This is a genomic window from Aquimarina sp. AD1 (genome assembly GCF_003443695.1).
GTDB lineage: Bacteria > Bacteroidota > Bacteroidia > Flavobacteriales > Flavobacteriaceae > Aquimarina > Aquimarina latercula.
Map to the genome: position 1 here is coordinate 1,550,114 of NZ_CP031966.1, position 12,255 is coordinate 1,562,368.

General features: G+C 33.1%; 13 protein-coding genes and 1 tRNA gene. 5 read left to right on the forward strand and 9 right to left on the reverse strand.

Annotated features, from left to right (window positions below):
• Nucleotide 1 precedes the first annotated feature (1 nt).
• From fmt to D1815_RS07025, 3 genes are all read left to right on the forward strand, one after another.
• A complete protein-coding gene (gene fmt, locus D1815_RS07015; protein WP_027391129.1) occupies nt 2-952 on the forward strand; it encodes a methionyl-tRNA formyltransferase in 951 nt (316 codons plus the stop codon).
• Nucleotides 953-1,138: 186 nt separating this feature from the next.
• Nucleotides 1,139-1,411: an HU family DNA-binding protein gene (locus D1815_RS07020; protein WP_027391128.1), complete on the forward strand. Its 273-nt coding sequence runs from the start codon at nt 1,139-1,141 to the stop codon at nt 1,409-1,411.
• A gap of 132 nt (nt 1,412-1,543) precedes the next feature.
• Nucleotides 1,544-2,104 carry a YqgE/AlgH family protein gene (locus tag D1815_RS07025; RefSeq protein ID WP_027391127.1) on the forward strand — a complete coding sequence of 187 codons (561 nt, stop codon included), beginning with the start codon at nt 1,544-1,546 and terminating at the stop codon, nt 2,102-2,104.
• On the opposite strand, the gene D1815_RS07030 is transcribed toward D1815_RS07025, so the two are convergent.
• Both D1815_RS07030 and D1815_RS07035 read right to left on the reverse strand, forming a co-directional pair.
• On the reverse strand, nt 2,101-2,949 hold the full coding sequence (locus tag D1815_RS07030) for an aminotransferase class IV (RefSeq protein WP_118386454.1): 849 nt from the start codon (nt 2,947-2,949) through the stop codon (nt 2,101-2,103). The genes D1815_RS07025 and D1815_RS07030 overlap by 4 nt on opposite strands.
• A 66-nt stretch (nt 2,950-3,015) precedes the next feature.
• Nucleotides 3,016-3,408, reverse strand: a complete 393-nt coding sequence (locus D1815_RS07035; protein WP_027391125.1) for an START-like domain-containing protein — start codon at nt 3,406-3,408, stop codon at nt 3,016-3,018.
• A 154-nt stretch (nt 3,409-3,562) separates the two neighbouring features.
• On the opposite strand from D1815_RS07035, the gene D1815_RS07040 reads away from it, so the two are divergent.
• Nucleotides 3,563-3,636 (forward strand) — tRNA-Met (locus D1815_RS07040).
• A 117-nt stretch (nt 3,637-3,753) separates the two neighbouring features.
• Here D1815_RS07040 and D1815_RS07045 read toward each other — a convergent pair.
• A complete protein-coding gene (locus tag D1815_RS07045) occupies nt 3,754-4,224 on the reverse strand; it encodes a hypothetical protein (protein WP_118386455.1) in 471 nt (156 codons plus the stop codon).
• Nucleotides 4,225-4,291: 67 nt separating this feature from the next.
• Complete coding sequence (gene hisS / locus D1815_RS07050; RefSeq protein ID WP_118386456.1) at nt 4,292-5,662, reverse strand: histidine--tRNA ligase; 1,371 nt, start codon at nt 5,660-5,662, stop codon at nt 4,292-4,294.
• 219 nt (nt 5,663-5,881) lie between these two features.
• On the opposite strand from hisS, the gene D1815_RS07055 reads away from it, so the two are divergent.
• Complete coding sequence (locus D1815_RS07055) at nt 5,882-7,123, forward strand: ABC transporter permease (protein ID WP_027391122.1); 1,242 nt, start codon at nt 5,882-5,884, stop codon at nt 7,121-7,123.
• Nucleotides 7,124-7,147: 24 nt separating this feature from the next.
• Here the strand turns inward: D1815_RS07055 and D1815_RS07060 are convergent, their stop codons facing one another.
• The 5 genes from D1815_RS07060 to rpsF all read right to left on the reverse strand — a co-directional run bounded on the left by D1815_RS07060 (nt 7,148) and on the right by rpsF (nt 12,145).
• Nucleotides 7,148-7,627, reverse strand: a complete 480-nt coding sequence (locus D1815_RS07060) for a DUF6495 family protein (protein ID WP_027391121.1) — start codon at nt 7,625-7,627, stop codon at nt 7,148-7,150.
• A 98-nt stretch (nt 7,628-7,725) separates the two neighbouring features.
• A complete protein-coding gene (locus D1815_RS07065) occupies nt 7,726-10,929 on the reverse strand; it encodes a carboxypeptidase regulatory-like domain-containing protein (RefSeq protein ID WP_118386457.1) in 3,204 nt (1,067 codons plus the stop codon).
• 109 nt (nt 10,930-11,038) lie between these two features.
• Nucleotides 11,039-11,491, reverse strand: a complete 453-nt coding sequence (rplI, locus tag D1815_RS07070; RefSeq protein WP_027391119.1) for a 50S ribosomal protein L9 — start codon at nt 11,489-11,491, stop codon at nt 11,039-11,041.
• A 16-nt stretch (nt 11,492-11,507) separates the two neighbouring features.
• Entirely contained in the window at nt 11,508-11,807 is a 300-nt protein-coding gene (gene rpsR, locus D1815_RS07075) for a 30S ribosomal protein S18 (RefSeq protein ID WP_174412104.1), read from the reverse strand.
• Nucleotides 11,807-12,145: a 30S ribosomal protein S6 gene (rpsF, locus tag D1815_RS07080; RefSeq protein ID WP_027391118.1), complete on the reverse strand. Its 339-nt coding sequence runs from the start codon at nt 12,143-12,145 to the stop codon at nt 11,807-11,809. Before rpsF ends, rpsR begins: the two co-directional genes overlap by 1 nt.
• Nucleotides 12,146-12,255: the final 110 nt, after the last annotated feature.

Below are 12,255 nucleotides of genomic sequence, written 5' to 3' on the forward strand. Positions count from 1 at the left end.
AATGAAAGACTTAAAAATTCTGTTTATGGGAACTCCAGATTTCGCTGTAGAGACCTTACGAACAATTATCGAAAATAATTATACCGTAGTTGGTGTTATTACAGCTCCGGATAGACCTGCAGGAAGAGGTAGAAAATTAAAAGCTTCTGCAGTAAAAGAATATGCCTTATCACAAAATCTACCTATACTGCAACCTACAAATTTAAAAGATGAGGGGTTTATCAAAAACTTAAAAGATTTAAATGCTAATTTAAATATTGTTGTTGCGTTTAGGATGTTACCAAAAGTAGTTTGGGACATGCCTACATATGGAACATTTAACCTTCATGCATCTTTATTGCCACAATATAGAGGAGCAGCTCCGATTAATTGGGCTATTATAAATGGAGAACAAAAAACGGGTATTACTACTTTTTTTATTGATGAAAAGATAGATACTGGACATATTATTCTTCAAAAAGAAATTGAAATACAAGATCATGAAACTGCTGGAACACTTCATGACACATTAATGGTAAACGGAGCTTCTTTAGTAATCGACACAATTAAAGCAATTGAGAACGAAACGGTCACAACCAAAATGCAGCCAAAAGAAGATAAAGAATTAAAAACTGCCTACAAACTCCATCGAGACAATACTAAGGTCAATTGGAATGATAATATCAAAACTATTTATAACCTCATTAGAGGATTAAGTCCATACCCAACTGCTTGGTCATTATTATATAATAAAGGTGAAGAAATTTCTATTAAAATATATGATACGGAAATAGAGGAAGAAGAACATAATTTTGATATTGGAAAAATTATCGTAGAAGATTCTATAATCAAAGTGGCAGTAGCCAATGGGTACATTATTCTAAATAAAATTCAACTTCCGGGGAAAAAAGCTATGGAAGCGAAAGCACTCTTAAATGGGTATACCTTTTACAAGGATGCTAAAATGGCCTGAGCCCTTGCTATCACTAGAGTAAGAAAATTCATAGAAAACGTACAGGTTTATTAACAATCGTGTTGAGTTATCAACAAAACCCCGTATTTACTGGGCTAATCCTTGCACGAATCATAAATCCGTATAAATTTGTAGAGCGTTTAACAAAAATTTGGTTTAACCAACAATTAATTTAAAAACAGAATTATGAACAAAACAGAATTAATCGATGCAATGGCAGCTGACGCTGGAATTACAAAAGCAGCAGCAAAGAAAGCTTTAGAATCTTTCTTAGGAAATGTTGAAGGTTCTCTTAAAAAAGGTGACCGTGTTTCTTTAGTAGGATTCGGTTCTTGGTCAGTTTCTAAAAGAGCTGCAAGAGAAGGTAGAAACCCTCAAACAGGTAAAACTATCAAGATCGCTGCTAAAAATGTTGTAAAGTTCAAAGCTGGTGCAGATTTATCTAGTTCAGTTAACTAATTTATTTAGTTTTTGATATTATAGAAAGCTCTCTTTTTAGGGAGCTTTTTTTTATGGATTATCAGTAAAAGTCAAACTTCCTCTTTGATTATTAAAAATAATTATTTAGTTTTAATACAAACTACACCAACTATGATTTCACTTCAACCTTCAAAAGGACATCTTCTGATTGCCGAGCCGTCTATTATCGGTGATGTTTCTTTTAATCGTTCGGTTGTGCTTCTTGCAGATCATAGTGATCAAGGTTCGATAGGGTTTATCATGAATAAACCTTTAGATTATGTTTTGTCTGATCTAGTTCCAGAAGTAGAATCAGAATTTAAAATATACAATGGTGGACCAGTAGAACAAGATAATTTATATTTTATTCACAAAGTTCCTCATTTGATTCCTAACAGTGTTGAAATTTCTTCTGGCATCTACTGGGGAGGTGATTTCTCTGTAGTATCAAGTTTAATTGAAGAAAACAAAATCACACCGAATGAGATTCGCTTTTTCTTAGGCTATTCTGGCTGGGATGCGGAGCAACTTATACAAGAGTTAGAAGCTAATTCTTGGGTAATTGTAAAAAACACCTATGAAAAAAATATCATTGGTAAATCGTATGATACTTTCTGGAAAGAAAAGATGATAGAATTAGGTGGAGAATATCTTCTATGGTCAAACGCTCCAGAAGATCCTAGCTATAACTAACCTCCTATTCTTATTCTTGCATTTAATACACCTAGCAACCTTCTTGTTACTTCTGATGTATATTCCTTTTTCCTAAACTTTGTAATAGGCTGTATTCCTGTAATTACATTGGTAATAAACAACTCATCAGCTTTCTGAAGTTCAAATGGCGAAATCGATGCTTCTTCTACCTCATACTCCGGTAATTTTTCCAAAATCCTCAACAATTGAGTACGCAAAATTCCTTTTAAACAACCATCAGCAACTGGTGGAGTCTTAATTTTGTTTCCCTTAATCAAAAACAAATTACCATTTAATGCCTCAAGAACCATTTTGTTAGTATTCAACAACAAACAATTTTCAAAACCATTTTCTTTTGTAAAAATACTTCCTAAAATATTTACCAACTTATTATTAGATTTTAATGTAGATAATAAATCAGGAGCTATGTAATGATCTTTAAACAATGTAACTTCATAAGAAGTACTAGAAATAGTATAAAATGAAGAATTTAATGGTCCTACAGAAATAGAATAATCTATACTATTAAAATTAGGAGTATACAATCCACCTTCTTTTCTATTAACAATAATTTTAACTCTAACGGATGAATTCATAAATCCATTTTCTTGAATAAGCTCTAAAATTTCTTGTTGTAAAAATTCCGGGGTAAAATTCATTGGTATTTCCATTCTAAGAATTCTCATAGAAGCCATTAATCTAAAATAATGATCTTCCCAGAAAAGAATTGTTCCCGAGTTTACACGAATCGTTTCAAATAATGCATCACCATATGCATATCCTCTATTAGCGATAGATAATGTTGCTTCATTATCTACGATTAAATTTCCATTAATATTGACCATAAAAAAAGCCCCTTATTACCAATAAATTATTGGGCGGGGCAAATATACATTATAAAACTAAAGGATTTATGCGGAACCTAAAACTTGTTTTAAATTACCGATCATATTATCCCATAACATTTTATTCTCATCAATTTCATCATCATCGGAGAAGTCAGTCACCATCAAGGAAACATCCTTTGTAATTTCATCAACCTGTATGCGTAATTCGAAGAAATAATCATTACCATCTTCATCATCTGCCATCCATCTAAATTTGATTCTCTCTCCGCTTTTTTTGCTTAACAGTTTTGCTTCCTCCTCACTATCATCCCAAATAAATGTAAACATTTCACCACGTGAATTTACATTATCCGAAAACCACTCAGAAAGTCCTGATGGAGTAGAAATATATTGATATAATAGTTGTGGAGAAGATTGTATTACAAATTCAAGTTCGTATTTTATTTTTTCAGACATATTGCAAATTGTTAGTAAGCCAATATATAGATTAATTATTTACTTTAAAAATATTGAAAAGAGTATTTGAAAAAATTAATTCTACTTTATTGTTTGCTACAATGCTTTTTGTTTTTATATTTGCACCCGAATTAAAATGATGTAGCATCTATTTGGCGAGGTAGCTCAGCTGGTTAGAGCGTTGGATTCATAACCCAGAGGTCGGGGGATCGTGCCCCCCTCTCGCTACAGTAATTCGTTAAAGCCCTTATTTTTAAGGGCTTTTTTATTTTTAAAGCCTTAAACAAAAAAAAGCCATCCACATTGATGGATGACTTATTCTTAAATTTAACGCTGTTATCAAACTTACATTTGTCTATTTAACGCATCAATTTGTTTTGTTTTTTCCTGCATATACTTACTCATTTTTTCCATTTCTGCTGCAGGAAGCGTAGAAATTAATTTCCTATATTGTTTCGTTAAACTCGAGCTAGACTCACTTAGCTTCAAAAAGGCATCCATATCGGCCTTAGATTCTACAGCTTTTTTATATTTTGAAACATAAGCTTCGTAATCTCTTATATACTTTTTAGCTTCGGTACTGCTAAAAGAAGGAGCTCCTGCCGGAAGCTTTATCGTTTCTTTCTTAGGTTTCTTTTTTGTAGATTTCTTTTTCTTTTTTACTACTGGCTTCTTCTCTTCTACAACCTCTACAACATCTGTTGAGTCTACTGCTTCCTCGATTACATCCACTTTATCAGACTTAGGGTCTTTTTTACAAGAAACCACAGAAATCAATAAAAGGCATAAAAGAAATCTCAATAAGATATTTTTCATAATTATAGTTTTAGGGTAGTTAATATAGTATTATTTTTAGTTTGGTTTATAAAATTATTGGTTTATCTTACTTTAAAAGTAATTTCAATTCTTCTAAATTCATTGTTTCCTGGGATCCAGTTTGCATATTTTTAACGGTAAAATTCTCGTTTTCCATTTCTGAGGCACCTGCTAAAATTACAAATGGAATTTCTCTTTTATTCGCATATTTCATTTGTTTATTCATTTTAGCGCTATCGGGATAAAGCTCTGCAATTATATCATCTTCCCTGAGTTGATTTATACTCTTTAGACTGTATAAGGCTTCTTCTTTTCCAAAGTTAATAAATAATGCTTTTGTAGATGGTGCTACTGTATCCGGAAACAAATCTAACTCTTCTAAAACGAGATAAATTCTATCTAATCCAAAAGAAATTCCAACACCACTAACATCTTTTAAACCAAAAATCCCAGTTAAGTCATCGTAACGTCCTCCTCCTCCAATGGACCCCATCTTTACACCTTCTGGTGCACCTACTTCAAAAATCGCTCCAGTGTAATAGTTTAAACCACGCGCTAATGTAACATCTAAATCAAGAGAAGCTTTATCAAGAGGTACTTCTGTAATCGCACTTACAATAAACTCCAACTCCTCTACTCCCTTCATCCCTTCTTCAGAAGATACTAACAACTCTTTTAATTTATCTATTTTTTCGGAAGTAGTTCCTGTAAAATTAAAAAGTGGCTTTACTTTGTCTATAGCTGTCTCAGATATCCCTTTAGCAATCATCTCTTTCTTAACACCTTCCTCTCCAATTTTATCTAACTTATCTAGTGCAACAGTAAAATCAATCAATTTATCACTTGCTCCAATAACCTCTGCTATTCCTGAAAGAATCTTGCGGTTATTCATTTTAATAGTAACACCATCTAATCCTAATTTGCTAAATACTTTATCGTACAGTTGAATAAAATCAACTTCTTGCCATAAAGATTTACTCCCTACCACATCCGCATCACATTGATAGAACTCTCTAAACCTACCTTTTTGCGGACGATCAGCACGCCATACTGGTTGTATCTGATAACGTTTAAACGGAAAATCAATCTCGTTTTGGTGTTGTACTACATATCTGGCAAAAGGAACTGTTAAATCATAACGGAGTGCTTTTTCACTAATCTTAGTAGTCATCTTACTACTTTCTTTACTGTCATACAAAGTATCATCCACTTTACTAAGATAATCTCCACTATTTAATATCTTAAATATTAATCGATCTCCTTCCTCTCCATATTTACCCATCAACGTATCACTATTCTCAAAACTTGGAGTTTCTATAGGATGAAAACCAAACAACTGGAATTGTTCTTTGATTGTATTCATTATATAACTTCTCTTAGCCACTTCTATTGGAGAAAAATCACGTGTTCCTTTTGGTATGGATGGTTTTTGTGCCATGTCCGTTTCGTTCTATTTTTTAAATCATAAAAAATATTTCTAAACCAGAAATACTTCTACTAATTATCAATTATTAAAGGATGTAAATATCTAAAAAAGCTTTAAAATTTTACACGAAAAGCATAAAGAGTTTTACTTATATTAATAAAATTTACTTTTTTGAGTAACTTTAAGCTCATTTTGTAGTCTTATACTTCAAAAGATACTAATTCACCCATTATGTTTTCACTTTTTCGAGAGAATATCAGTATAGCTTTAGACTCTATAAAAGGGCAGCTTTTACGCACGATTCTTACTGTTTTGATTATTGCCATAGGTATTACTGCATTAGTTGGTATCCTAACATTTCTTGGAGCCTTAGAGAACACCATTACTGGAGATTTTGCCTCTATGGGATCTAACACCTTTAATATTCAGCGATATGAATTTACAACAAGACGTGGCGGAAGTGGCGAAAGAGAAAAGATAAATCCTATAATTAGTTATCGTAACGTAAGGCAGTTTAAAGAAAAATTTCAATATCCATTTTCTAAAACCTCCGTATCTTTTAGTGGCACCAGAAATGCAGAAGTTAAATTCGAAAATGAAAAAACGGACCCAGAAGCTTCTGTAGTTGGTGTAAATGAAAATTACTTAGAAAACACAGGGACTGAAGTAGAGTTTGGAAGAAGTTTTACCTTTTTTGATATCGAAAACAATAACAATGTTTGTTTAATAGGTTCTGATTTTAAAAAAAATATATTCAAAGACACAGATCCAATAAACAAAACAATCAGTATACGAGGTGTGAAATTTAAAGTTATTGGTGTTTTAGAAAGTAAAGGAGCAACATTTAGAGACAATCAAGATCTTAAGGTTCTAATTCCTTTACAGGTTGCACGCTCTATATACACATTACCAAATATCAATTATAACATTAGCGTTAAAGTTGACGACAAGCAATTCTTAGAAGGGGCTCAAGATGAAGCAATCATTACCTTTAGAAAAATAAGAGGACTAAATCCTGTAGAAGAAAATGATTTTGGCCTAGAACGCAGTGATGACCTAATCAACCGTATATCTAGTATTACATCCTATTTATATTGGGCTGCCTGGATTATCAGTATCATAACCATTTTTGGATCCTCTATTGCTTTAATGAATATCATGTTAGTTTCTGTTACAGAAAGAACCAGAGAAATTGGTGTTCGTAAAGCACTTGGAGCTAAAAAGAATACTATATCGAGCCAATTCTTTATGGAAACAGTTATCATCGGTCAAATAGGTGGTATCGTAGGTATTATACTAGGAATAACTATTGGAGCAATTATAGTAGCTGTATCCGGTTTTGAGTTTGCAGTTCCATGGTTAGCTATTTTTGCTGCAGTAATTACTTCATTCTTAACAGCAGTTGTTTCTGGCTCATACCCAGCGGTCAAAGCTGCGAGACAAGATCCTATTGAATCCTTAAGGTACGAATAGTCAATAATTAGCTTAAAAGAATGATCATGATTTTTGTTCAACTAGTTTTTCAAAATACTGATACAATTCACCTTTTGTAATATTAGCTCCTTGTAAAATAAGTTTAAACTTATCCATATTAGGATCTTCTGTGTATTCTTTATTTGCGTTATAAAAAGCTACTTGATCATCTAACAGGTTATTTCTTAACCAATCGTACCCTTCTTGTGTAGTAATATCTATATCAGGAAAATTCACTTTAATAGCAATTAAATGCATTTCTGTTTCACCAAGATAAAATAGATGTATTTGATCTTTAGAAAAATGTTCTAAATACTGAGCATTGCCCAAAACTCCTTCCCAAACCAAATCACTAAAAACATCTATCTCTTCTTCTGCTACTTCTGGTTTATTCTGTTTAATATCACTCCACTCATCTGCTGTTATAGATTGTGTAGCTAAAAAATTGATAAATTCTTGGTGTAATTCTTCTAACTGTTCTTTGGTAAGCCTGCGATATCTCATCTTTTCTAATAAAATTGGGTGCAAAAATAGTGATAATTAAAAATCCGCTCCTAATAAATCAAGAACGGATTTTTAAATCTAATACCGAAATTCTTTTTTTAGTTAAAAATATATCGAAGTCCTACCTGTGCTTGCCATCTAGAATCTAAGCTAAAGTCATTAGCAAAGGTGCTAGTTTGAGAAGTATCAAAAGAATACGTTGGAGTATTAGTAGCATCGACGGTAACTCCAATTGGTTGATCATTTACAGGAATTTCTATTACCCCCCAATCAGAATTTAATAAGTTACCAAAATTCAAAATATCAACACTCAACTGTATTGTATTTGTCTTATCACCTATTTGAAAGTTATAATCCTGTAATAACTTTACATCCCATCTTGCTCTCCAAGGACTCAAAATCGCATATTTCTCTGCATAATCCCCTCTACGCTCTCTTAGATATTCATCTTGCTGTATGTAAGCCTCTAAAGCTGCTCTTTGATCGTCTTGCTCGACAATTGTTCCACTAAAGTTATACGACGCAAGTTCAGATTCGGTAGGAATGTAAATCAAATCATTTAGAACTGAACCATCATTATTTATATCGCCTGAATATGTGTATGAAAATCTTCCTCCCTGAGCATACTCATAAAAAGCTCCTAAAGAAGTTCTCCATTGTTTATTTTTTCCATAACTAAAAGATTTATTTATCTGCCCAACAATCCTATGCTTATCACCATATCTAGAGGCGGTACTCACAGCTTGATTCACATTACCAATAGCGGGGTTTCTATCATACGCATCACTTGATATTTCTGCATCTAGTGAACTTGCATCTTCTGCCTCCAAGAAATTATAAGCAACACTAGCGAACAATCCATTTTTAAAACTTTTCTGAAGCTTAAATGACCAGTTAAATGAATAACCAACATTGGTATTCGTAAACACATAAGCATTGGTTGTGCCACCAAATTCATTTACCGCTCTATCAGACGCAAGATAAATAGGTCTTTCATCTGCTCCATTTAACGTTCCCGAAGGGGTAGATAATCCATAATTTCTTACCATTTGCGCGTTAATATCTTCAGTATAAATAATATCAGTAGAAGCAATCAAGCCATTTTTAAACTTATAATCTACACCCAAACTGTTTCTAAACACCTGTGGGAACTGAAAATCTGGAGCGGATGTGGTATAGAAAAAGAAATTTGGATTTGCTACCTGATTTCCTATCCACACGAATGGAAGACGTCCTGTAAAAATACCGGTACCTCCTCTAATTTGAATTGTTTTATCTCCCTTTACATCATAATTAAATCCTAATCGTGGAGAAATTAACAGCTTTTTAGAAGGTAGATCTAAACTATTCAAGTTTGTGGGAGTTCCATTTTCATCAAAATATGTAATTCCTGGTTGATAATTACCATCAGGAAATTCGCCTCCAGCCGCTCTTTCGATATTTTCGGCAATTTTATCTCTGGTATCAAAGAAAAGAGGTTGATCCACTCTAATACCATATGTAAGCGTAAATTGATCATTCATTCTCCATTTGTCCTGAGCATAAAATGCCAATTGCCCCACATTAGTTTCTGCCAACGCCCAATTATCAGTAGCATTATTTGTGTCAAAAACATTTTGCGCATTTGCCAAAGCCTCCGCAATAAGGCCGTTATTAATAGCTTGTTCAAAACTATTAGTGGAACCTGTCGTTATTCGAACGCTATCAAAATCAGGAGCAAATGTACCTACTCCACCATCTCCATTAAAATAAGTATACAATCCAAGATTAAAAGAATTATCAAATTCGAATCTCTCAAAGCTTCCTCCTAAAGTAATGGTATGTTTACCAGTAACTATATTTAGATTATTCGTTACCTGATATACTTTCTGTTCTAATCTATTATTGATAGAAAAAGGTTCGTGACCTGCCACAATATACCGTACACCATCTTGCGCTATATTAATCGGTGGAGCCGGAGCAGAAAATGGATCTCTACTATCATCAAAAAATGTATATCCAGCTTGAAATTTATTCGAAATATTTCCTCCAAAATTAGAATTCAGTTCTACTAAAAATGAATTGATCTTATTATTTATAGTATATCCAGCATTTCTAAACTGTAGTGTTGTTAAGTCTGGTCCTCTTCTACCAATAGCCTCTGGATTCGCAGGTAAATCCCTAGATGCGTCTAAAAAGTTGTAAATCAATGCTAATCGATGATTATTATTAATATTCCAATCAAGTTTTAAAATCCCTTTAGTTGATTCTGTATTATGCGTGTATCCTTCATATGGTCCCGTTTCATACCCAAGTAAACCAAGCTGTTGAGAAACATAATCCAAATCTTCTGCTGACACTCTCGAAACATTAGCTCCAGTTACTCCTGGTCTAGCGGCTAAAAAATTTGAACCTAAATCTTCTCGATCATCAATTTCAAAATTCCCAAAAATGAACAATTTATTTTTTATTATTGGTCCTCCAACACTCAATCCATATTGAGCCTGGGTAAGGTCTGGAACAATAATATCATCATCCCCTACTTGATCTCCTGTTAAATCTTGATTACGATAAAAACCATATACGGTTCCTTTCCATTCATTAGTACCACTTTTAGTTACAGCGTTTACTGACGCTCCTGTAAAACCAGCTTGGGTTACGTCATAAGGCGCCGTAGAAACCTGAATCTGATCTATCGCATCTAATGATATTGGCTGAGCATTTGCCTGACCACCTGGTGTTGCTGCATCCAATCCAAAAGGGTTATTAAAAATAGACCCATCTAGACTAAAATTATTAAACTGATCATTTCTCCCTCCAAAAGAACCATTACTAGAAGCTGTAGGTTCTAATCGATAAAAATCAGCTGCAGAACGTGTAATTGTAGGTAATGATTTTAACTCTCTATTCCCTATACTGGTTTCTGCTCCAGTTCTTTCACTACTAAAAGTAGCATTCTTATTGGTAGTGATTACTACTTCTTCAAGTTGATTATCATCTTCTATCATAACAACATCTATGTTATATGTCTGACCTAACTGAAGAAAAACATCATCATATACTTTCTTTTTAAAACCAACATAACTTATTGTTACTCGATATGGTCCTCCTACTCTTAAATTAATAAGATCAAAACGACCATCAAAATTAGTAGTTCCACCATACGTAGTTCCTGTAGGTGAATGTATTGCCGTAATATTTGCTCCAGGTAATAATTGATTAGCGTTATCGTACACTAATCCTGAAATATTAGAAGTTGTTACCTGAGCCTGAATTGTTATTGCCAATAATGCAAAAACTAAGGTTAAAAGAGTTTTTTTCATCGGTTGTTTTTTTGTGTGAACTAAATATAAATTAAACAAAAAAAACCGCTCAAATGAGCGGTTTTCTATATTATTATAAACCAGTTATCAACCGGTTTAAAAAATCAAATTATTTTGCTTGCGCAACTATTTCAAAAGCAACCGGTGTAATTACAGCTCTATGTAAACGAACAGAAGCTTCATATTGACCTAAACGCTTAATAGTTCCTCCAGGAACAGTGATAAACTTTTTCTCTAGTTCAACACCTTCTTTTCCTAATGCTTCAGAAACATCTGCATTAGAAACAGAACCGAATAACTTATCACCAGATCCTACCTTAGCAGCAATCTTGATTTCGAATCCAGCTATTTTCTTAGCTATTTTCTCAGCATCTTCGATTTCTTTCTTTTCTTTAAAAGCACGTTGTTTTAACGTTTCTTCTAATACTTTTTTAGCAGATGGAGTTGCTAATACAGCAAAACCTCCAGGGATTAGAAAGTTACGTCCATAACCGTTCTTCACTTCTACTACATCGTCTGCGAATCCTAGATTCTCAACGTCTTTCTTTAATATAAGTTCCATAATGTTATGACGAATTTTATTTTAATAAATCACCAACGTATGGCATTAATGCTAAGTGTCTTGCTCTTTTTACAGCAACACTCACTTTACGTTGATATTTTAGAGAAGTTCCAGTAAGACGACGAGGCAATAATTTACCTTGCTCATTTACAAATGCCATTAAGAAATCAGGATCCTTGTAATCAATATACTTAATACCTGACTTTTTGAAACGACAGTACTTCTTAGTTTTTGAAGTATCTATATTTAACGGAGTAAGATATCTAATCTCTCCATCTTTTTTTCCTTTAGCTTGTTGTTCTATAGATGACATAATTAAGCTTTTTGTTTGTTTCTATTTCTTCTTTTCTCAGCCCAAGCAATTGCATGCTTATCTAAACGAACAGTAAGGTAACGCATTACTCTTTCGTCTCTTCTGAACTCAACCTCTACTGTGTTGATAGCCTCTCCTGGTACAGTGTACTCAAATAAGTGATAAAAACCACTTTTCTTGTGCTGGATCGCATAAGCAAGCTTCTTAAGCCCCCAGTCTTCTTTGGATATCATCTTGGCACCGTTAGAAACAAGAATGTCTTCGTATTTCTTAACTGTTTCCTTTATCTGTTCTTCAGATAAAACGGGATTCAAGATGAAAACAGTTTCATAATGATTCATAAAAAATCTATTTTTAATTAAAATTGGCTGCAAAAGTAACATTATTTTTTTGATTTTCAAACTAAAAAACACTTCGACGAAACACATCTTTTATCGATAAAAAGCGTAAA

Excerpts from the sequence above, each read along its gene's own strand:
- fmt (WP_027391129.1), top strand. The coding sequence starts at position 2 with ATGAAAGACTTAAAAATTCTGTTTATGGGAACTCCAGATTTCGCTGTA.
- D1815_RS07020 (WP_027391128.1), top strand. The coding sequence starts at position 1,139 with ATGAACAAAACAGAATTAATCGATGCAATGGCAGCTGACGCTGGAATT.
- D1815_RS07025 (WP_027391127.1), top strand. The coding sequence starts at position 1,544 with ATGATTTCACTTCAACCTTCAAAAGGACATCTTCTGATTGCCGAGCCG.
- D1815_RS07030 (WP_118386454.1), bottom strand. The coding sequence starts at position 2,949 with ATGGTCAATATTAATGGAAATTTAATCGTAGATAATGAAGCAACATTA.
- D1815_RS07035 (WP_027391125.1), bottom strand. The coding sequence starts at position 3,408 with ATGTCTGAAAAAATAAAATACGAACTTGAATTTGTAATACAATCTTCT.
- D1815_RS07045 (WP_118386455.1), bottom strand. The coding sequence starts at position 4,224 with ATGAAAAATATCTTATTGAGATTTCTTTTATGCCTTTTATTGATTTCT.
- hisS (WP_118386456.1), bottom strand. The coding sequence starts at position 5,662 with ATGGCACAAAAACCATCCATACCAAAAGGAACACGTGATTTTTCTCCA.
- D1815_RS07055 (WP_027391122.1), top strand. The coding sequence starts at position 5,882 with ATGTTTTCACTTTTTCGAGAGAATATCAGTATAGCTTTAGACTCTATA.
- D1815_RS07060 (WP_027391121.1), bottom strand. The coding sequence starts at position 7,627 with ATGAGATATCGCAGGCTTACCAAAGAACAGTTAGAAGAATTACACCAA.
- D1815_RS07065 (WP_118386457.1), bottom strand. The coding sequence starts at position 10,929 with ATGAAAAAAACTCTTTTAACCTTAGTTTTTGCATTATTGGCAATAACA.
- rplI (WP_027391119.1), bottom strand. The coding sequence starts at position 11,491 with ATGGAACTTATATTAAAGAAAGACGTTGAGAATCTAGGATTCGCAGAC.
- rpsF (WP_027391118.1), bottom strand. The coding sequence starts at position 12,145 with ATGAATCATTATGAAACTGTTTTCATCTTGAATCCCGTTTTATCTGAA.